Below are 20,241 nucleotides of genomic sequence, written 5' to 3'. Positions count from 1 at the left end.
GTGTAGCCTGCTACTCGGCAACCCCGGCTTTCATCAGTCTGTAAAAATCCTCCAGCGCGCCGCGAAACTGCGCCAGGGAAAAACTGACCGGACGGTTTTCGGCGTCCCACCGCGTACTGATGCCGACTTCCAGGCCGCTGGAAACGCTCAAGCCAAACCGACGCCAGTGCAACGTGTCGCCATCGATCACCTGTTCGGTCATCAGCACAAAGCAATCGAAGTCCATGTCATCGCTGCAGACCAGCAACGGCACCAGCGTCGACGAACCGTCCTCGGCAGGTGCGAAGCGGCGTTGGGCGAGGGCGTCTTCTTCCTCGTCCAGCAACCAGATCAGCGAAAGAGCGTTCATGTCGAGGCCGGGGTATTCGAGATGGTCGTTGAGCCACCGCTCGATGGGAACGTCGTCGATAAACAGCCAAGCGCAGGCGCTACGGCTGAAGGTTGCCTGGTGATAATCGGCGTGGATACGGTGAAGCATTGGAGAGTCCATGATCAATAGAGGATTGGCGGGTGGATCAGTGCGAAAATGCTCAGGCCCGACTGAACCACCGAACAGGTTATCGCCAGCCTTGAGGGATACTGAAGGCCCACTTGTACCAGGCGTATTTAAACGCTGTTGAACCTAGGCCGCTGGATAACTGAACGGCTCCAGAAAAATCTGTGGATCCACCCACAACCTCAGGCCAAAGGGAATCACTGAGTACCCGTCATATCGGCCGGTGAAGGTGTTTGACGCGGCAAATTCCACAAATTTTCCACGTTTATCATCAATAACCCGGATACCGGGGCAACCCAGCATTGTGTATTTGATAATGGGGTTGGGTAATGATCTTTCCCACACCTGAATCTCTACATCCGAATCGTATTGCCAGATCGTCAGCTTCAGGCTGATAGAACCCTGTTCGATCAAGTATTGATGGGATGTTCCATGCTCGTCCTGATCGGGAATCACGCCTAGCGCAGCAATAAGGTCAAAAGGGTCCCATGTGAGCAGCGGCATAGCGTTTCCTTGGTCTGAAATCTGCGCTTATGGTACTCATCACTGATCTGTAAAAGTACACTCACGTACTACTTCCGAGAGGAGCCACAACCCATGACCACTCAAACCGAAACCGCCATCCTCGCCGGCGGCTGCTTCTGGGGCATGCAGGATTTGCTGCGGCGCTATCCCGGCGTGTTGCAGACCCGCGTCGGTTACTCCGGCGGTGATGTGCCGAACGCCACGTATCGCAACCATGGCGACCACGCTGAAGCCATCGAGATCACCTTCGATCCTGCGGTGATCAGCTACCGACAGATCCTTGAATTCTTTTTCCAGATCCACGACCCGAGCACGCCTAACCGCCAGGGCAACGACCTCGGTCGCAGCTATCGCTCGGCGATTTATTACTTCAGCGAAGCGCAACGCGATATCGCCGAGGACACGGCTGCCGATGTCGATGCTTCAGAACTGTGGCCGGGTCGCGTGGTAACCGAAATCGAACCGGCGAGGCCGTTTTGGGAAGCGGAACCGGAGCATCAGGATTACCTTGAGCGTATTCCGAATGGCTACACCTGCCATTTCATTCGGCCGAACTGGAAGCTGCCGAAGCGCGCGTGAGAGGTGCCCGCCGCTCATTCAGCGCCAGCACATAAGCACTGAACATATCCGCCAGCCCGTCGGCGCATACCGAGATTTCCTCCTCGGTACGCGGGCTGCCGGAAAAATCCTTTCCGACCGAACTGAGCGTGGTCAGGATCAGATCGCACACTGCGGTACGGATCTGCTCACCGACCTCGGGCAGCAATTCTTCCATGAATGTCGCGAAAATCTGCCGCCCGGCCGCGCGCACTGCGTGGGCCTCGGGCGCGTTGCGGTAGAGCGGGGCGGCGTCGTTCAGTGCGCCGCGCATCTGCGCTTCGTCGCACTCTGAACGAATGAACGCCTGCACCAGAGTGCGCAGGCGAGTGAGTGGCGGCTGCTCGAATTCTTGCAGAATCCGCTGCAACAGCTGCGTGGTGTGCAGCCATTCATCGCTCTGCAAGCGGAACAGGATTGCGGCCTTGTTGGGGAAGTACTGATACAGCGAGCCGATGCTCACACCGGCCTTTTCTGCCACCCGTGCGGTGGTGAAACGGCTGGCCCCATGCTCGCTCAAAACCTGAATAGCCGCTTGCAGAATCGCCGCCACCAGCTCGTTGGAGCGTGCCTGCTGCGGCTGTTTGCGTGAGGAAATACGGGCAGTCTGGCGGTTGGTCATGGGCAGCTCGGGCGTCCGTGGGAATGCGAATAGCGCAAGAAGCGAATCGCTCGCATCATTTAAATGCGACGAATCACTCGCATTTTAATCCCCAACTAACGGAAAGCAATCATGACCACTCTGACCACTGAACCCTTGGCGAGCCTGATCGAACGCCTCTACACCCAGGCCAGCGCCGCTACCAGCCCGATGCTGGAAACGGTGTCCGGCGAAGAGCGCGAGCGCCTGATGCACAGCAAAACCGAATACCTGAAACTCTATGAAATGCTTAAAGACCTGTGGCTGCCGGTCTCTCGCGACACCGGCAAACTGTTGTACATGCTGGCGCGCAGTACCAAAGCCAAAGCCATCGTCGAGTTCGGCACCTCGTTCGGCCTATCCACCCTGCACCTCGCAGCGGCGCTGCGCGATAACGGTGGTGGTGTGCTGATCGGCAGTGAGTTCGAGCCGTCGAAGATTGAACTGGCGCGGCATCACTTCGTTGAAGGTGGCGTCAGCGATCTGGTGGAGATTCGCCAAGGCGATGCGCTGGTGACGCTGGCGACGGACCTGCCGGAATCGGTCGATCTGCTGCTGCTCGATGGGGCCAAGGCTTTGTATGGCGACGTGCTGAGTCTGGTCGAAATGCACTTGAATCCGGGCGCGCTGGTGGTGGCGGACAACACCGATTATTGCCCGGAGTACCTGGCTTACGTGCGTGCGCCGCAGAACGGATATTTGTCTGTGCCGTTTGCGGGTGATATTGAGCTGTCGATGCGGCTGGATTGAGGCACTGGAGAAAGCTGGTGTTCTTTCAGTTGTTCAAATGTTGAATGGACTACCGTCTTCGCGGGCAAGCCCGCTCCCACAGGTTTTTGTGTTGCCTGCAAAATCCAAGTGCAGCACAAATCATTGTGGGAGCTTGCCTGCAAGCGATGGCGGTAGATCCGTTAGCTAATTCGCAACAGATACGCCGCCATCGCCAGCAGGCTGGCTCCCACAGGGCTAGGTGTCAGAGCAAACTCCACGACACCCCAACATAAACCCCCATCCCTTCACCCGGCGTCGACCGCGCGGCATCTAGCCCTTTGTCGTCATACCCCGGTGTCACCGTCGCCGCATAGTGCTTGTTGCTCAAATTGCGCATATCCACCCAACCCTGCCAATCACCCTTCGGCGCGTTGTAACCCAGCGTCGCGCCAAACAGTGCGTAAGGATCGGCGTAATAACTGTTGGCGTAATCCACCGCAACTTTCGACACCAGTTGCGTGTTCACCGCCGCAAAGAACCCCTGCGGCCAGTCATAACGCAATTCGCCCTGGTAGTAATGCATCGGCAAACCCGGCAAGCGGTTATCGCCGAATCGATCGTCATCGCGATAGTGGAAATCGCTGAAGGTATACGCCTGACGCAAGCTCAACTGACGGCCATCAGCGGCCGACCAGAGCTTGCTGTTGAGGCTGGCTTCCACGCCTTGGTGCACGGTCGGGCTTGCATTCAACTCATACGGCGTAACAGCCGTGGCATCCGGCAACACTGACAGCAACTCATGCCGCACCTGCGCGTAGTACCACGCCAGACTCCATTCACCGACGACGCTGTCACCACGACCGCCCAGCTCCAGCGTGGTCGCGGTCTGGTTTTGCAGTTCGATCGGGTCTTTCTGCGTGCCGGTCGCGGCGCCGCTGCCAGCCGGGAAGCGCACGTTGGAGCTGTAGATCAGCGACCACGGGTGCGGCGCTTCAACCGAGCGGCTGAGGTTGCCGAACACTTGCAGGTCCGGGGTGATCTGGTAGCGCAGGCCCAGGCGTGGGGCGTAGTCCCAGTCGTTCATGCTGGTTTTGCCGCCGCTTTGCGGGTAGGTCACGTCGCTTTCGCGGCGGGTGTAGATGGCGGCGAGGCCGGTGGTCAGCCACAGGTCGTCGGCGATTTCCAGGTCGTTGCCGAAGTGCAGAACGGTGTCGGAACCCTGATAGGTGAAGTTGCGCATGCGGGTGCCTGACGCATAGCTGGCGGTGTTGCCGGTGGGGATGCGCACGAACTCGCTGGCGCCGTCGTTGGGCAGGTGTTTGGTCACGCGCAGGCCGACGTTGCTGCGGCTTTCCATGCCGAAAATCGTGTCGCGACGTTTGTAGTCGAACGTGCCACTGACATCGGTATAGGCGACTTTCAAACGGTTCGGGCCTTCGCGCAGGTCCATCGGGTAGTCGTGGTAGACGAGGCCGGTCTGAATGCTCGAATCGTCGTCGATGTAATAGGTGGTCTTGTTGCCGATGAAGGTGCTGCCCGGCTGTTTGCGGCTGTCGTCGCGCGCCACGTAAGACGGATTGGCCGCCCGCGGCGAGTGTTCGATGGAGTGCTTGGTCACGCGGCCGGCGAGGTCGTTGTCGGTTTCGCGGTAGCGGATATAGAAGCGGGTTTCCAGGTTCGGGTTGAAGCGATAGCCGAAATTGGCGATCACGCCTTTGCTTTCGCTGGCGGTGTGATCCTGGTAGCCGTCGGCGTTGGAATCGGTGAGCGACACGTAGTAATCGAAATCGCCGAGCACTTGTCCCGAGCTGACCTGACGCTGCTGATAGCCGTGGCTGCCGGTGGCGTAGCGCACTTGCAGTTTCGGCGCGTTATAGCCGGTGTGGCTGACGTAGTCGATGGCGCCGCCGAGTGCCAGCGAACCGCGATCAAAACCGTTGGCGCCGCGCAGCACTTCAACATGATCGACCCACAGCGGTTCGAGCAATTCGTACGGCGTGCCGCCCGGACCGCTCAGCGGCAGACCGTCGAGCATCGTGTACAGCCCCGATGCGTGGGCGCCCGGCGCGCGGTTGATGCCCGAGCCACGCACCGAGATTTTCACGCCTTCGTTGCCCGCCGACTGCGCATAAACTCCCGGTTGATACGCCAGCACATCCTGATTGCTCGCCACGCGGCCCTGCAACGGCTGACGCATGTCGACCACGTTGGTGCCGCCGGGCACTTGTTCCAGGCGGGCCCGGGCTTCTTCAACACTGGCGTCGGAACCCCGTTGCTCATCTGCCGAAATCAGTACTTGCCCCAACTCCAGACCTTGAGTCTCGGCCATGGCCGGGCAGGCGAGGGCCAGGCCGAGCAGGGCGGTGGGCAGGGATTTGGGCGACGGCATCGAGAAACTCCAGGCAGGCAAGAACGGGCAATGAACAGTGCGACGTAACAAAGAACGAACGAAACACATGGCAATTTGGCTTTTTGCCCGGCAATGGCAATCAGCACGGCATGGACTAACCTCACGTGTCTGGTTTGTCCCGTCAATCAACACTCTGTTTCTGCATTTACTGGAGAGAGGCCAAGGTCATGGCAAAAGGCAAAAAGAAGGCCGCCACGGCGCCTGAAAGTCCCAAATTGAAAAACAAGGATTACCTCGATCAACTACGCAAATTGCACGTTGAACTGGTCAAGTTGCAGGAGTGGGTGATCGCCAAGGGCGTCAAGGTCTGCATCGTCTTCGAGGGACGTGATGGCGCGGGCAAGGGCGGTACGATCAAGGCGTTGACCGAGCGTGTCAGCCCGCGAGTCTTCCGCGTAGTGGCGCTGCCGGCACCGACCGATCGCGAGAAAAGCCAGATGCATGTGCAGCGTTATCTGCCGTATCTACCGGCGGCAGGCGAAGTGGTGATCTTCGATCGCAGTTGGTACAACCGCGCGGGTGTCGAGCGGGTGATGGGGTTCTGCACCGATGAGCAGGCCGACAAATTCCTCAGATCGATTCCCTGGGTCGAGCACGCGATCGTCCAGTCCGGGGTGATTCTGCTCAAGTACTGGCTGGAAGTCAGCCCCGAAGAGCAGACCCGCCGGCTTGAGGCGCGGATCAACGACGGGCGCAAGACCTGGAAACTTACACCGATGGACCTGAAATCCTACAGCCGCTGGTATGACTACTCACGGGCGCGGGATGAAATGTTCAAGCACTCCGACACCGAACACGCGCCATGGCTGGTGGCCGATTCCAACGACAAACGCCGCGCACGCCTGAATATCATCACCGATGTGCTCAGCCGCATTCCGTATGAGGATGTGAAGCGCGAGAAGGTCGAATTGCCCAAGCGGCAGAAGCCGGGCAAGTACCGGGATCCGGATTATCCATACCGGCGCGTGGCCGAGAAGTTCTGACAAACTGCCCCAATCCCCGTAGGAGTGAGCCTGCTCGCGATAGCGGTGTGTCAGCCAACACATCCGCCACAGACAATCCGCTATCGCGAGCAGGCTCACTCCCACAGGGTTCGGTGGTGTATCCATCATTGCTGATCAGCGCAAACCCTCTGGGAGCTGGCTTGCCAGCGATGAGGCCAGCCCAGTCAGCCTCTGTATGACTGACCCACCGCTATCGCTGGCAAGCCAGCTCCCACAATGATCACCAGCGCTCCAATGTTTCTGACCAGCACCGATCACTGTGGGAGCTTGCCTGCAAGCGATGGCGGTGGGGCAGCCAATATTTTCGGTGCAGACAATCCGCTTTCGCGAGCAGGCTCGCTCCCACAGGGTTTGGTGGAGTTTCCTGCATTGCTGATCAGTACTACCCCTTAGAAGCAAGCCGTCCATCCGTCGATTACGCTGAACCACCGGGATCTCACGTCTTTCTATCAAGGAAGTCCTTCACGAGATCATTCCCGATGTTCGATCAGCGCAAACAAGCAAAACTGGCGGCATGGCGAAAATTGGCGACGCAAGCGCAGATGCGTCTGGACCCGGAAGAACAGTACGACGAACTGCTCAAGGCAGCCGATGAAATGGAGGAGCAGGGGCTGATCACCAGCGCCGAGTGGCGGCAGTTGGTGCGCGATGCGGGCAATGTGTTTACCGGTGACGCGGGGCGAACACTGGGGTGATCAGTCGGCGGACGTTTCAAAACGTTCAGATCACCCGGCCTTTCTTCAGCTTCAGTGGCGTGCCTCTGGAATCGCGCAAAAGTCGCGCAAACGCGACTTTGTCGATCGGCCGACTCATGAAGTAACCCTGAACTTCATTGCATTGATCGACCCCGAGAATATCCAGTTGCTCTTCGGTCTCGACCCCTTCGGCGGTGACGGTCAGGCCCATGGCTTTACCCAACCCGATGATCGCCTGCACCACCGCGCGATCATTGGTGCCGCTGCTGATCGAGGCGATGAAGCGCTTGTCGATCTTGATCCCGTCGAAAGGATAAGCACGCAAGTAACCCAGCGATGAATACCCGGTGCCGAAATCATCCATGTTCAGGCGCACGCCGAGCTCTTTCAGGGCATTCATGGTGGTCAGCGCGCCGTCGGTGTCGTTGAGCATCACGTTCTCGGTGATCTCCAGTTCCAGGCGACTGGCCGGGAATCGGGTTTGCACCAGGACTTCGCGAACATCCTCGACCACATCGCTGACGGCAAACTGCGCGGGCGACAGATTGACCGACAGCAGAATATCTTCCGGCCAGCCCAGCGCGGTTTCGCAGGCCTCGCGCAACACCCAGCGCCCAAGCGGCACGATCAGGTCGGTCTGCTCCGCCAACGGAATGAACAGGTCCGGGCCGAGCAGGCCCTTGGTGGGATGTTGCCAGCGCACCAGCGCTTCGACCGAAACGATGTGCTTGCCATCGACCTTGTAGCGCGGTTGATAGTGCAGGATGAATTCGTTGTGTTTGAGCGCATGGCGCAAATCATCTTCCATTTGCCGGCGAGTCTGGATCTGGTCGCTCATGTGCGCTTCGAAATAGCACCAGGTGTTCTTGCCCTCGGACTTGGCCTGATACAGGGCAATGTCGGCGTAACGGATCAGGTCGCTGGGTACGTAGCCGTGGCGGCGACTAAGCGAGATGCCGATGCTGGCGCCGATGTGCAGCGGATGATGTTCGAACACCACCGGTTGATGCAGGCTGCCGATCAGGCGGGTGCAGAACTTGTCGATTTCGTGCGGACTGTCCATGCCGTTGAGCACCACGATGAACTCGTCGCCGCCCAGACGCGCGACGATGTCGTGTTCGCGGGTGCATTCACGCAGGCGCACGGCGACTTCCTGCAGCACCGCATCACCGGCCGGATGGCCGAGCGAATCATTGATCGGTTTGAAGTTGTCGAGGTCGATCATCAGCAGCGACAGCGGTGGCGCGTGCTCCTTGAGCAGCAGTGCTTCATCGAGATATCGCGCGAGTTTGTTGCGATTGGGCAGGCCGGTCAGGGCGTCGTGCATCGACAGATGTTGAATCTGTGCATGGGCGGCGACTTCGTCGGTGATGTCGCTGGCGGTGCCGCGATAGCCGATCACCGTGTGTTTGTCGAAGATCGGCCGGGCGGACAGCCGACAGTGGCGCGTCTGGCCGGACTGGTCTCGGTAGGTACAACGCAAGTCACTCGCGCTGTTTTCCTCGGTGAGTTTTCGCAGCCACAGTTCCAGCGGCGTGGTGTCGCAAAAAAGCAGCTGACCGATGTCCTGTCCCAGCCACAGGGTTTGCGGGTAACCGGTCACTTCGCTGAAACGCGCCGACAAGTAAGTCAGCGCCAGGTTGCGGTCGACTTCCCAGATCCAGTCCGACGCAGCCTCGGCCACCGCGCGAAAACGCTCTTCGCTGGCTTCCAGGCCACGGTTGGCGGTTTCCAACGCCTGGTTGGAGGTCTGCATGACGGCAAAACTCTGGTCGACGTATTGCGATGAGCGCAAGGCGTGCCGAAAGAAATAGGCGGTCAGCAGCATCAGCACCACCATCGTCGCGCCGAGCGGCGGCAGCAACGACCACAATAGATGTTGTCCGGGCCGTTCCAGGTCGGCGATCAGGCTGTAACCGGTGCTGTCCAGCGGCACTCGCGGGCGGTCGGGCGCAAGGGTTTCATCCAGCGCCAGGGTCAGGTTGCGCAAGCCGTAGCCGCTGCCGATCAGGCGTAATTTGGTCGGGGTGAGTTTATCGACGAACACCAGCACCGAGGTTTTCTGCGCCGAGTCCAGCGGCCGCTCATCATTGGGAATGATCGCCGCCGCCGACACCAGCGCCGGCCAGCCCTCGAACAGCGAGTAGGTGCTGACCGGTTTGCTCAGATCGCTCTGCCCCTGAACCTGATCCAATAGCGATGTCGCGCTGACCTGCAGATACGCCGACAGGTCCGCATCGAGCAGTTGCCCGCGCACCACGGCATATTTGGTGCGTTCGCGGTCGAGCACGAATACGCCGTCATAGCCGTCATTGGTGAACAGGGTTTTGCCCATGTTCTGCTCGGTGTAGGCCCAGTTTGTGTCGATCTGACCGCTTAAATGCTCGTAGGCGGTGGTCCAGTAGGCGTAGCTGGTGATGTAGTTCTTTGATGCGGTGATGCGATTTTCCAAAGCACGTGCCGAATAAAAGCGGGTTTTTTCGATTTCTTCGCTATCCAGCGCATTGGCAATCCCCAGCAAAGCCACCGTCGCGGCAATCACGCCGCTGACGAACAGCGCACCCACGGCGACGGCCAGGCGCCGGGTGACGGCGCTTTGCCGGGGAGGGAGAGGGGCTGCATAGCTGGAAATGTCCATGTGCTCGTCCTTGATCCGCTGTCTTCTGAATCTAGAACCACGGCGCGGGCGCAATGTTCAGATTCTTCTCGGCGACTGCAATGAAAGCGTAGTGAACCCGGCGTGAATTGCCTCCCCAAGTGCAGGACGCCGATCAGCGGCGATTCCCGAAAGGGCAAGACTTCCCGCGCAAAAACCGGATAATGGCGGCCATTCGTTTAGCCGTATTCTGGTAATCCCGCATGGAAATCAAGGTCAACTTTCTCGACAACCTTCGACTTGAGGCCAAGTTCGACGACTTCACGGTGATCGCTGATCAGCCCATCCGCTACAAGGGCGATGGCTCGGCACCGGGGCCGTTCGATTACTTTTTGGCGTCGTCGGCGTTGTGTGCGGCGTACTTTGTGAAGTTGTACTGCGACACCCGCAACATCCCGACCGAGAACATTCGCCTGTCGCAGAACAACATCGTCGACCCGGAAAACCGCTACAACCAGATCTTCAAGATCCAGGTGGAGTTGCCGGCGGACATCTCCGAGAAAGATCGTTTGGGCATCCTGCGTTCCATTGATCGCTGCACGGTAAAGAAGGTTGTGCAGACCGGGCCGGAATTCATCATCGAAGAAGTCGAGAACCTCGACGCCGATGCCCAGGCGCTGTTGATGCCGGTTGCCGGTTCGGACGCGGGCACTTTCATCGCCGGCAAGGACCTGCCGCTGGAGCAGACCATTGCCAACATGTCGGGCATCCTCGCCGACCTCGGGATGAAGATCGAAATCGCTTCGTGGCGCAACATCGTGCCTAACGTCTGGTCGCTGCACATCCGCGACGCGCATTCGCCGATGTGCTTCACCAACGGCAAGGGCGCGACCAAAGAAGGTGCACTGGCCTCGGCACTGGGCGAGTTCATCGAACGCCTGAACTGCAACTTCTTCTACAACGACCAGTTCTGGGGCGAAGAGATCGCCAACGCCGAGTTCGTCCATTATCCGGACGAACAATGGTTCAAGCCGGGCCCGAAGGACGAGTTGCCGAGCGAGATTCTCGACGACTACACCCGGAAGATTTACAACCGTGACGGCGAACTGCGCGGTTCGAACCTGTTCGACACCAACTCCGGCAATACCCAGCGTGGCATCTGCTCGCTGCCGTTTGTGCGTCAGTCCGACAACGAAGTGGTGTACTTCCCGTCCAACCTGATCGAAAACCTCTACCTCAGCAACGGCATGAGCGCTGGCAACACCCTCGCCGAAGCGCAGGTGCAGTGCCTGTCGGAAATCTTCGAGCGCGCAGTCAAACGCGAAATCCTCGAAGGCGAAATGGCCCTGCCGGACGTGCCACAGGCAGTGCTGGAGAAATACCCGAGCATCCTCGCCGGCATCAAAGGCCTGGAAGAGCAGGGCTTCCCGGTACTGGTCAAGGATGCGTCGCTGGGCGGTGAATTCCCGGTGATGTGCGTGACCCTGATGAACCCGCGCACCGGCGGCGTGTTCGCCTCGTTCGGCGCGCACCCGAGCCTGGAAGTGGCGCTGGAACGCAGCCTCACCGAACTGTTGCAGGGCCGCAGTTTCGAAGGCCTCAACGACTTGCCGCAGCCGACGTTCTCCGGTCAGGCGGTCACCGAGCCGAACAATTTTGTCGAGCACTTCATCGACTCCAGCGGTGTGGTGTCGTGGCGTTTCTTCAGCGCCAAGCCAGACTTCGAATTCGTCGAGTGGGACTTTTCAGGCCAAGGCGAAAACTCCAACGCCGAAGAAGCCGCGACGCTGTTCGGCATCCTCGAAGACATGGGCAAGGAAGTCTACATGGCGGTCTACGAGCACATCGGCGCCAAGGCCTGCCGGATTCTGGTGCCGGACTACTCGGAGATCTACCCGGTCGAAGACCTGATCTGGGACAACACCAACAAAGCCCTGCAATTCCGTGCCGACATCCTCAACCTGCACACCCTGAGCAAGGTCGGCCTGCGCAATCTCGCCCAAGGCCTGGAAAACAGCGAGCAGGACGATTACACCGAGATCACCACGCTGATCGGCATCGAGTTCGATGACAACACGCCGTGGGGCAAGCTGACCATTCTGGAACTGCGCCTGCTGATCTGCCTCGCGTTGCAGAAGTACGAGCAAGCCAAGGATCTGGTCGAAGCCTTCCTGCAATACAACGACAACACCGTCGAGCGCGGCTTGTTCTATCAAGCGGTCAACGTCGTGCTGGAGATGGAACTGGACGAAGATCTGCTGCTGGAAGACTACGAAGCCAACTTCCGTCGCATGTTTGGCGACGAGCGTATGGATGCGGCGATTGGCTCGGTCAATGGCAGCGTGCGCTTCTACGGTTTGACGCCGACGAGCATGAAGCTGGAAGGGCTCGATCGGCATTTGCGGTTGGTTGAGAGCTATAAAAAGCTGCACACGGCGCGGGCGAAGGTGACGAACCTGACGCGCTGATCAACGACGAACAAAAAAGCACCCCTTGGGGTGCTTTTTTTTTGACCAGAAAAAGGCAGCAGAAAAAACACTCCTTGAAAGCACGCGACACAGAATGTCGCTGGCTCGTTGAATGATTGCGCCTGACGACAGCAATCATTCGTGAGGTTTGTTTATGAAAGAGTTGATTTCCTTTGCCATTGGCGTGGTGGTAGGTGTGGTGATCATGAAGCGCAGTCAGGCTGTCGATGAGCTGCGCAAGGAGCTGGAGCGCGAGAAGGCACATAACCGTTTTCGGGCGGCCAGTGAGTCCGCATCGTGATCAGTGATGGCTATTCGCCTTGTATGACATCAAGCAATAGTGTTAAAAAGCCACCAAAAGGAATGTCAGGCAGCGCGATGGCGCTGCTGGACGATCAAGGTCGATACCCCATGTCAGATCCAAAAGATCGGTTGTTCAGGCACTTGGCCCTGTTGCGACTGATCCCGCGAGCACCCAAAAGCATTTCCACCACCGAGTTACTGGAAAAGCTCAAAGCCGAACAGTTCGATATCGATTTGCGCAGTTTGCAGCGTGATCTTGTCGGGCGTCTGTCGCTGGACTTTCCGCTGCAATGTGATGAGCGCCAGCGGCCCTTTCGCTGGAGCTTTTCCAGAGACACGCCGCCATTCGACTTCCCGGCTCTGGACACGCCAACGGCGTTGGCCTTCGTGCTCGCGGAAAGTCATCTGGGCAAATTGCTGCCGCCGTGTGTGCATCAGTTGCTGGCGCCGCATTTCGATCTCGCCCATCGACAGATTGAAGGGCTTGCGCACAATAACCTCGCGAACTGGCCCAAGCGTGTGCGCGCATTACCCAATGGCAAAGCGCTGCAGCCTGCAGAAGTCGATCCGCTGATCTGGGCCGAAGTGGCGACGGCGCTGCTGGAAACGCGACAGCTGCAGATTCGCTACCTGAGCCGCAGCAAGGGTGAGCACAAGTCGTTGCTCATACATCCGGCCGGCATGATTTCCCGGCACTCCGTGAGCTATCTGATCGGTACCGTCGATGGCTACAGCGACCAGCGCCAGTTCGCCCTGCATCGAATCGAACAAGCCGACTGCCTTGAGGCGCCGGCTCGCGAGACACCGCAATTCGAAGTTGACCAGTACATTCTCAGCGGCGGATTCAACAACCCCAGCCCAGTGCAGCTGCACACGCTGCTGGCGGAAGTTTCGCCTCAGGTGGCCTGGCTGTTACGCGAAACCCCCATCGCACCTGAACAGACCTTGCAGCCGCTGCCCGGCAGTGACTGGCTGCGTTTGCGTGCGCAAGTGCCGAACGATCAGGAAACCCTGTGGTGGGTTTTCGGGTTGGGCGAACACATTCGGCTGCTTGAACCCCAAAGCTGGATTCACAGCATCAAGGCCAGACTCGACAGCATGGCCGCGTTGTATGCATCACCCATCCCTGCGACACCATCAAATGCCTGCCAGGAGGCTTAATGAGTACTCACGATACTGATGCTGACAACGCTGCGCCGGACAGCCACCGGGAAGAAATCGCCAAGGATATTTTCGGTGCAACGGTAGCACTGGCGTCCCGCGAGACCGTGCAGCGGTATGGCAGCGCCCATGCGGAATACATCAAGGGTTTTCGCGGCTTCGATCATGAAACCGGCGAGAAGCTTGCCAAAGGCCTGGCCGATATCGCCAAACACAAAGTCAATGAAGACCCCGGGTACGCCGCGCAGAACATCAAGCAGCAGGCCGGGTTCAGCGCTGAGGTCGCCACCACCAGCCGCGACAACGCCGAGGCGATCATCAGTGGTTCGAAGGTGCGCACGTCACGCACTGACGACCTGGCGCAGTTCGGCAAGAACCACAATGTCGTCGATCGGGTTCAACTGCTCGACGGCGTTGTGATCGAAGGCTCGCAATCGCAGATGAAATTCGTCGGCAACCGCGATCTCCTGCTCGACAAAATCGCTCAGGAAAACGGCGAGTTCGCCCGTTATCGCGGCACCAAACTGGAGCTGCCGACAGAGCAGTTCGAGGGCGACAAGCAGTACTTCGCTGAGGAAGCCAAAAAACTGCGTGCGCGTGTCGAGCAGGCCGGTGCCAACCCGAAAAACCCCGAGCTGGTCAGCAAGTGGGAAAAGCAGGCGCAGAAATATGAGCAGCGTGTCGCCTCGGCTGATTTTCAGCCTGAAACTGCCGCCGATTACTGCCAGAAGCAGGCCCGTCAGCGCCGACTGAACGCCGATAAGGCAGAGGCAAGCGGTAACAGGGACGCGGCGGACAAGCTACGCCGCGAAGCCGACAATTACGACAACCTGGCGCAAGACACCCGCGACAGCGGCCTGACCACCGAAGACGCCATTTTCTATCGCGAGCATCCCGAGCTGGCGACGTTGATGGATATCGGCAGCACGGCGCACCGTGCGGGCCTGGAAGGTGCCAAATATGGCGCCGTGATTGGCGGCAGCATTTCCATGCTGCAGAACCTTTTTGCGGCGGCGCAAGGCGAAAAGGACGTCAGTGACGCCCTCCGGGACGCCGGTATGGATACCGTAAAGGCCGGCGCTCTGGGGTATGCCACTGCGTTTGCCGGATCGGCCCTCAAGGGTGGCATGCAACAGTCCGGCAACACGTTTGCACGGCAGTTGGCCAACACCAGCGCGCCGACATTGGCGATCAACATCTGCCTGTCACTGGCCAGCTCGGTCAAACGCTACGTCACCGGTGAAATCAGTGAGGCGCAACTGCTGACCGAAGTGGGCGAGAAGGGCGCCGGAATGCTCTCCAGCGGCATGATGGCCGCACTCGGTCAGGTGGCGATCCCGATTCCGTTCGTGGGCGCCGCCATTGGCGGGATGATCGGCTACACGCTGTCCTCGATGTTCTATCAGAGCGTCCTTGATGCCGCGCGCGGTGTTGAGCTTTCTCGTGAGCAACTCAAGCGAGTGCGACTCATCGAGGGCGCCGCGCGTGAGCGCATTGCGCTGGAGCAGGCGCAACTGGACGCCTTCATGGGGCGTGAATTGCCGCAACTGCAAATGGAAACCCGGCAGTTGCTGGTCGCCATCAGTTGCACTGACACCGATGCTGATGTCTTCGCCGCCAGCATCAATCAATACGCAACCCTGTTAGGTAAACAACTGCAATTCCAGACGATGTCCGAGTTCGATGACTTCATGAATTCCGACAGTCCGCTGGTGTTGTAACCGCCTCTGTACTCACAGACCCACCGTGAAAAAAGGACGACCCTTCAATGCTGATCAAGCTGCTGTCCGATGTGGACAAAAAACATTTGCTGGAGCTGTCGCGACTGTTGGCGATGGCCGACAAGCCGTTGCTGTGGGACGGCAAGACCTCCGACGAATTCAGCTCAAGCACCGACCTCAATGCCTTGTCCATCCGTGAGGACGATCAGGAGCGCGAGCTGATTGCCGAGCTGGAGAGCTCTGCCGGTGTCGCCCGCACGAATACGTTCGGCCTGAATTTCGCGCCATTTACGCTGACCTCGGACGTTCGCGAGCGTTTGATCGAGGTGCTCAAGACCTATCCGATTCCAAAAATGGAGAAACCGGAAACGCGGGTGCAGGCAGCGACGACGGTGCTCAAGGAATTGCTCAAGGGCAAGACGTTCGAGTTGCTGAGTGCACCCAAGGTGATCCTGTTCGAACTGTTGCTGGTGGCATTGCGCGACGGGCACATCTCAAGTATCGAGTGGGCATTGCTCAAGGAGTATCAGCGTCACCATCAACTGGAAGACTTCATCTTCGATGACCTGTTGGAGCGTGCTGAAACGCTGAACCAGGAAGTCAGCAAAACCATTGCCATCATTCTCGAATAAGGAACAGATCATGCCTCTTCCATTGATTATCGGTGCGGCGGCCATTGCCGGTATTTACGGCGCGGTCAAAGGGATCAGCGGCGCTGTCGACCACAGCAACGCCAAGGACATCAACAGCGACGCCAGCTCCATGGTGGAGTCGGCCAACCGCAAGGTCGAAGACCAGCGTCAGTCGACCAACAGCACGCTGGAAGATTACGGCCAGCGCAAGCTGCGGGCCTTCAATGGCGTCATCGTTGAGTTCATCGAGACCTACGAGCGGTTGAAGAACGTCGAGCTCGGCGAGAACCCGGAGCTGGACAAACTCACCGCAGGTGATTTCTCCAACAAGACGCTGGCGGGGCTGCGTCAGGATTATCAAGCGCTCAAGGATGCAGGGCTGGGTCTGGGTGCAGGCCTGGGCGGCGGCGCAGCGTTGGCTTTCGGCGCCTACAACGGCACGATGCTGCTGGCAACCGCGAGCACCGGTACGGCCATTTCTTCGCTGGGCGGTGTGGCGGCGACCAACGCCACATTGGCGTGGCTGGGTGGCGGTTCGCTGGCTGCCGGTGGCTACGGCATGGCCGGTGGCATGATGGTGTTGGGTGGCATCGTCGCAGGTCCGGCGCTGGCCATTTTTGGTCACGTGATGGGCAACAAGGGCGAAGAAGCCCTGAACACTGCCCGCAGTAATCTCGAGCAGGCTCGCACCATCCGCGATCAAGCCGAGTTGATGGCGAACAAGCTCAAGGCCATCGAAAAAGTCACCTCGCTGGCCAACACCACGTTCTCCAAGGTCAGCTCGCAACTGCGTCGCGCCGTGGCTGAGTTGAAAAAAGTCCTCGATAACGACGGAGTGGACTTCCGCACGTACTCGGACGAAAGCAAAAGCGTGGTATTCCGCTCCGTCAAGTTTGCCCAACTGCTCAAAGCGATGATCGATACCGCGATTCTCGATCAGGACGGCAATCTGGTGCTGTCGACAGAGAAACGCCTTCAGGATGTCGCCGCCGTGGCGAATGGTCAAAAAAACCGGCTTGATCCAATCCCTGCCTGATAAACCGGCCCGTGCCTTGCGCACGGGCCTGTTCCAGCATTTTCTGGCGTTGCCATGACCTCGAGTTCCTGTACTTTTCCCTGCACGCAATGCGGCTTGTGTTGCCAAAAGGTCGATAGGGCGGAGCAAACCCGCTTCCTCGATCGCGGCGACGGCACCTGCCGGCACTACAGTGCGACCGACAAGGGCTGTGGTATCTACAATGAACGGCCGGATATTTGCCGCGTCGATCGGCAGTATCAGTTGCATTACCGTCAGGCTTATAGCTGGGATCGTTTTGTGGCAATCAACGTGGAAGTCTGCGAAGCGTTGCAGGCGCAAGCGATTGACCATGCGGCAATCGAGTGACGCTTGTGCACCCGCGTCGGCGGGACTTAACGCCCATGCGCCGCATCCGCCAGTTGCCCGGTATCGACCCGCACAAACACCGAATCACCCACCGCCGTCAGCACATCCCCCGCATACACCTCGCAGATCACCCGGGTCTTGCGCCCAACCTCACCCTCGACTATCGCCCGTAAAACCAGCGGCACGCCCATCGGCGTCGGTTTGATGAACTTGATGCCAAGGTTGCCAGTAACGCAGTCAATGCGCGGCAAGCTGCCGGGTTCGCGGTTCTCCGCGCGGTAGTGGTAGGCCATGACTGTCCAGTTGGAGTGGCAGTCGACCAGCATCGCGATCAGCCCCCCGTAGACCAGATCCGGCCAGCCGCAGTACTTGGCCTCCGGCAGGTGTTCGGCAATGACGTGCACGCCGTCTTCATGCCAGTGGCTTTTGACGTGCAGGCCATGCGGGTTGCGGCCGCCGCAGCCGTAACAAACGCCTTCGGGCGCGGCGAGGTCTTGCAGCGGAGTATCGAGGCTGGACATGCTTTTTATTATCCTGGAGTGGTGAGTCCGGTCAGGCGCAGGCGATTGCGTCCGCCGCGTTTCGATTCGTAGAGGGCGGCATCGCCTTGTTCGATCAGCGCGGTGAGGTTGGCAGGCGCTTTGTCGAACAGGTTGGCGCCGATGCTCAGGGTCACGGCTGCGGTGGTGGGGAATGTCTGTGCGGTCATGCTCATAAACTGCTCGCGCAAGGCGTTGCCCAGTTCCATGACGCGCTCGCTCGATGCGCTGTTTAACAGAATGACAAACTCGTCACCGCCCAGGCGCGCCGTCAGCGCATTGCGCGGCAGCACCGAGCGGATCATCTCGCTCAGGGCGATCAGCAAACGGTCACCGGCGGTGTGGCCATACTGGTCGTTGACCAGTTTGAAATTGTCGATATCGATCAACAGCAAAGCGCCAGGATGCTCCGGCGAAACGTGTTCGAGCAGGCGCGGCGCACGCTTTTCCAAGGCTCTACGGTTGTACAGCGCCGTCAGCGGGTCGCGTTCGGCGAGGCGGGCGATCTGTTTTTCCCGGCGATAACGTTCGGTGCCGGTCATCGACAAGGCGATCAACATGATTGCCATCGCGCCCTCGACCAGAGAAATCTGGATGATCTCGCCACGAAACGCCGCCAGATCGATCAGCGTGCCGGGGATCACCACGGTCAAGGCTTTGGCGACATAGAAAATCCCGTGACCGAGCAGCACGTAACGCAGTTGCACCGCGCCGACGCTGAGCGACTTGCCGTGAGGGCGCAGCAGCGAGCTGGCCTTGAGCGTCGATAGCGCCACCAGCAGCGAATTGGCCGCCAGCATCACCTTCGACCACAGCGGCCCGTCCGGCAACAACAGCATGACCAGCCAGCTGACGAAGATCAGGTACCAGGCCGGCGACAGGCGTATCTGGGTGAAACGCGCCACACCGAGCAGAAACAGGAAATGCGCGGTCACCAGCAAGCCGTTGGCGAACCAGATGCCGATCAATAAAAAGCCGCTGCTGCGCAGCAGGGCCAGGGTGGAACCGACAGTGATGGTGGCGAAACCGGCGCTCCAGAACAGCAGCGAAGGCTCACGAATGCTGCGCCACTCGATCGCCAGATACAGCGCGGCGGCGGCTGCGAGGGCGATGGAAATGGTCAACATCGTAGGTGGGTCGAGCGGCATTTCTTGATGAGCCTGTCTGATTGGCAGTTAGACCGGCGATTGTAAGCGTTCGGGCGGTTTTTTCGCAGAGGTCGCGTTGCCGCGCAGACCACTGGCAACGGGGAGGTCGCGGTTGCTCGCCGCCGCCCCAACCACTGCGCGGATCGGTCATTGCTCCGGCGCGAGCCAGGTGTCGACGACTCGACGATCCAGTTCTTCCCAATAAGCCATACCCAGCACGCGGGTGGTGTTCAGCCCGCGCAGGTAACCGCGTAACTGATTGGCGGTGTCTGTGATGAGCTGCGGGTCGGTGAGGTTTTTGTCCAGCAATATGCTTTCGTACTGGACCAGGTACTCGGCCACGCGCTCGCGGAAGTCGGGCAGAACGGCGTCTCGGATCAGGTCAAACGTTCTCAAGGAAGGTTCCTCATGGGTCTTTTTCTACTTGTATTGAGTGTGTATCAGTCTGCACGTCGCGCAACTATTGCTAGAAGTAATAGTGACCATCAAGAAACGCAAGTTCTGCTTTGTCGGCAATCGGCGGAAAATCGCCTCCATCGAACACGCAGCTCAAGGAATTTGCGCGATGAACACATTGACTCGACTGGCTTTGGTCGCCCTGCTGACGGGCGGAGCACTCTTCACTGCACCGACGTTTGCAGCCGACGCCGGGTCGTGTCATTTCCAGACCCTCACCGGCAGCAGCGCGACATTGCAGCATTCGCAAACTGTCGGCGTGTTGCTCAGCGAGAACACCCTGGACAACCTGCAATACCTTGAGCGTTACCACGACATGGCGGTTAACGGCGCGAAAGATGCGCTCGACTCGCGGATTCGTGAAGCCTTTGTCAGCAGTTCCGATCCGGAACTGGCCATCGACTGGCTGGTGAGTTCGCTGCAACAGCAGTTCTTGTCGGTGACCGTATACGACAACCTCGATGCATTGGTGCAAGCGCATCCCGACGTGGTGGTGAAGCTCGATACCTTCAATCGCTTGCTGACGCAGCAAAACAGCCTGGTCGAAGCGCGCTTTACCGCGCGTTTCTACGACGCCGACCTGCAATACATCGGCAAGGCTGAAGGTGCTGTCGAGAAACAGTTGCCATCAGTCTGGGTGCATAACCAGGCGGCACCGGCCATCGCTGCGCAGATCGATAAACAGCGTGACCTGCAACTCAACGCCTTGAAGCAATTCGATGTGTCGCTCAAGGCGCTGGTGGCGTCGAGCTGAA

At 59.1% G+C, this 20,241-nt stretch carries 20 protein-coding genes; 12 read left to right on the top strand and 8 right to left on the bottom strand.

What is annotated here, in order from left to right; all coding sequences use genetic code 11:
* Positions 1–10 precede the first annotated feature (10 nt).
* Both U6037_RS16130 and U6037_RS16125 read right to left on the bottom strand, forming a co-directional pair.
* Entirely contained in the window at positions 11–478 is a 468-nt protein-coding gene (locus U6037_RS16130; RefSeq protein ID WP_322843693.1) for a hypothetical protein, read from the bottom strand.
* A 144-nt stretch (positions 479–622) separates the two neighbouring features.
* Entirely contained in the window at positions 623–1,000 is a 378-nt protein-coding gene (locus tag U6037_RS16125) for a hypothetical protein (protein WP_322843692.1), read from the bottom strand.
* Between the two features lie 93 nt (positions 1,001–1,093).
* On the opposite strand from U6037_RS16125, the gene msrA reads away from it, so the two are divergent.
* Positions 1,094–1,600, top strand: a complete 507-nt coding sequence (gene msrA, locus U6037_RS16120; protein WP_322843691.1) for a peptide-methionine (S)-S-oxide reductase MsrA — start codon at positions 1,094–1,096, stop codon at positions 1,598–1,600.
* Here the strand turns inward: msrA and U6037_RS16115 are convergent.
* On the bottom strand, positions 1,563–2,240 hold the full coding sequence (locus tag U6037_RS16115; protein ID WP_322843690.1) for a TetR family transcriptional regulator: 678 nt from the start codon (positions 2,238–2,240) through the stop codon (positions 1,563–1,565). The two genes, msrA and U6037_RS16115, sit on opposite strands and share 38 nt — an antisense overlap.
* A gap of 111 nt (positions 2,241–2,351) precedes the next feature.
* Here U6037_RS16115 and U6037_RS16110 point away from each other — a divergent pair, with 111 nt between their 5' ends.
* Entirely contained in the window at positions 2,352–3,008 is a 657-nt protein-coding gene (locus U6037_RS16110; protein ID WP_322843689.1) for an O-methyltransferase, read from the top strand.
* 223 nt (positions 3,009–3,231) lie between these two features.
* On the opposite strand, the gene U6037_RS16105 is transcribed toward U6037_RS16110, so the two are convergent.
* Positions 3,232–5,358, bottom strand: a complete 2,127-nt coding sequence (locus U6037_RS16105; RefSeq protein WP_322843688.1) for a TonB-dependent receptor family protein — start codon at positions 5,356–5,358, stop codon at positions 3,232–3,234.
* A 188-nt stretch (positions 5,359–5,546) separates the two neighbouring features.
* Here U6037_RS16105 and ppk2 point away from each other — a divergent pair, with 188 nt between their 5' ends.
* Together ppk2 and U6037_RS16095 are read left to right on the top strand one after the other, a co-directional pair.
* Entirely contained in the window at positions 5,547–6,362 is an 816-nt protein-coding gene (gene ppk2 / locus U6037_RS16100; protein WP_322843687.1) for a polyphosphate kinase 2, read from the top strand.
* 500 nt (positions 6,363–6,862) lie between these two features.
* Positions 6,863–7,078: a hypothetical protein gene (locus U6037_RS16095; RefSeq protein ID WP_322843686.1), complete on the top strand. Its 216-nt coding sequence runs from the start codon at positions 6,863–6,865 to the stop codon at positions 7,076–7,078.
* Positions 7,079–7,103: 25 nt separating this feature from the next.
* Here the strand turns inward: U6037_RS16095 and U6037_RS16090 are convergent, their stop codons facing one another.
* Positions 7,104–9,716, bottom strand: coding sequence for an EAL domain-containing protein (locus U6037_RS16090; RefSeq protein ID WP_322843685.1), 2,613 nt, complete (start codon positions 9,714–9,716; stop codon positions 7,104–7,106).
* 221 nt (positions 9,717–9,937) lie between these two features.
* On the opposite strand from U6037_RS16090, the gene U6037_RS16085 reads away from it, so the two are divergent.
* From U6037_RS16085 to U6037_RS16055, 7 genes are all read left to right on the top strand, one after another.
* On the top strand, positions 9,938–12,142 hold the full coding sequence (locus U6037_RS16085) for an OsmC domain/YcaO domain-containing protein (RefSeq protein ID WP_322843684.1): 2,205 nt from the start codon (positions 9,938–9,940) through the stop codon (positions 12,140–12,142).
* Positions 12,143–12,296: 154 nt separating this feature from the next.
* Positions 12,297–12,443 (top strand): hypothetical protein, encoded by a 147-nt coding sequence (locus tag U6037_RS16080; protein WP_322843683.1) that lies wholly within the window; start codon positions 12,297–12,299, stop codon positions 12,441–12,443.
* Between the two features lie 110 nt (positions 12,444–12,553).
* On the top strand, positions 12,554–13,606 hold the full coding sequence (locus U6037_RS16075; RefSeq protein WP_322843682.1) for a WYL domain-containing protein: 1,053 nt from the start codon (positions 12,554–12,556) through the stop codon (positions 13,604–13,606).
* On the top strand, positions 13,606–15,327 hold the full coding sequence (locus tag U6037_RS16070) for a hypothetical protein (protein ID WP_322843681.1): 1,722 nt from the start codon (positions 13,606–13,608) through the stop codon (positions 15,325–15,327). The genes U6037_RS16075 and U6037_RS16070 overlap by 1 nt, the downstream gene beginning before the upstream one ends.
* Positions 15,328–15,374: 47 nt before the next feature.
* Positions 15,375–15,959, top strand: a complete 585-nt coding sequence (locus U6037_RS16065; RefSeq protein ID WP_322843680.1) for a hypothetical protein — start codon at positions 15,375–15,377, stop codon at positions 15,957–15,959.
* A gap of 10 nt (positions 15,960–15,969) precedes the next feature.
* Entirely contained in the window at positions 15,970–16,995 is a 1,026-nt protein-coding gene (locus tag U6037_RS16060; protein WP_322843679.1) for a hypothetical protein, read from the top strand.
* A gap of 54 nt (positions 16,996–17,049) precedes the next feature.
* Positions 17,050–17,343 carry a YkgJ family cysteine cluster protein gene (locus tag U6037_RS16055; RefSeq protein ID WP_322843678.1) on the top strand — a complete coding sequence of 98 codons (294 nt, stop codon included), beginning with the start codon at positions 17,050–17,052 and terminating at the stop codon, positions 17,341–17,343.
* A gap of 26 nt (positions 17,344–17,369) precedes the next feature.
* Here the strand turns inward: U6037_RS16055 and U6037_RS16050 are convergent, their stop codons facing one another.
* The 3 genes from U6037_RS16050 to U6037_RS16040 all read right to left on the bottom strand — a co-directional run bounded on the left by U6037_RS16050 (position 17,370) and on the right by U6037_RS16040 (position 19,426).
* A complete protein-coding gene (locus U6037_RS16050) occupies positions 17,370–17,864 on the bottom strand; it encodes a PaaI family thioesterase (RefSeq protein WP_322843677.1) in 495 nt (164 codons plus the stop codon).
* A gap of 8 nt (positions 17,865–17,872) precedes the next feature.
* Complete coding sequence (locus U6037_RS16045) at positions 17,873–19,030, bottom strand: GGDEF domain-containing protein (protein WP_322843676.1); 1,158 nt, start codon at positions 19,028–19,030, stop codon at positions 17,873–17,875.
* Positions 19,031–19,177: 147 nt separating this feature from the next.
* Positions 19,178–19,426, bottom strand: coding sequence for a hypothetical protein (locus U6037_RS16040; RefSeq protein WP_127928245.1), 249 nt, complete (start codon positions 19,424–19,426; stop codon positions 19,178–19,180).
* Between the two features lie 169 nt (positions 19,427–19,595).
* On the opposite strand from U6037_RS16040, the gene U6037_RS16035 reads away from it, so the two are divergent.
* Positions 19,596–20,240, top strand: coding sequence for an ATPase (locus tag U6037_RS16035; protein WP_175554164.1), 645 nt, complete (start codon positions 19,596–19,598; stop codon positions 20,238–20,240).
* Position 20,241: the final 1 nt, after the last annotated feature.

This window comes from Pseudomonas sp. B33.4, from assembly GCF_034555375.1.
In the GTDB taxonomy this organism is placed as follows: domain Bacteria; phylum Pseudomonadota; class Gammaproteobacteria; order Pseudomonadales; family Pseudomonadaceae; genus Aquipseudomonas.
The sequence above is the reverse complement of the archived record's forward strand: the minus strand, read 5'-3'. Positions and strand labels throughout refer to the sequence as shown.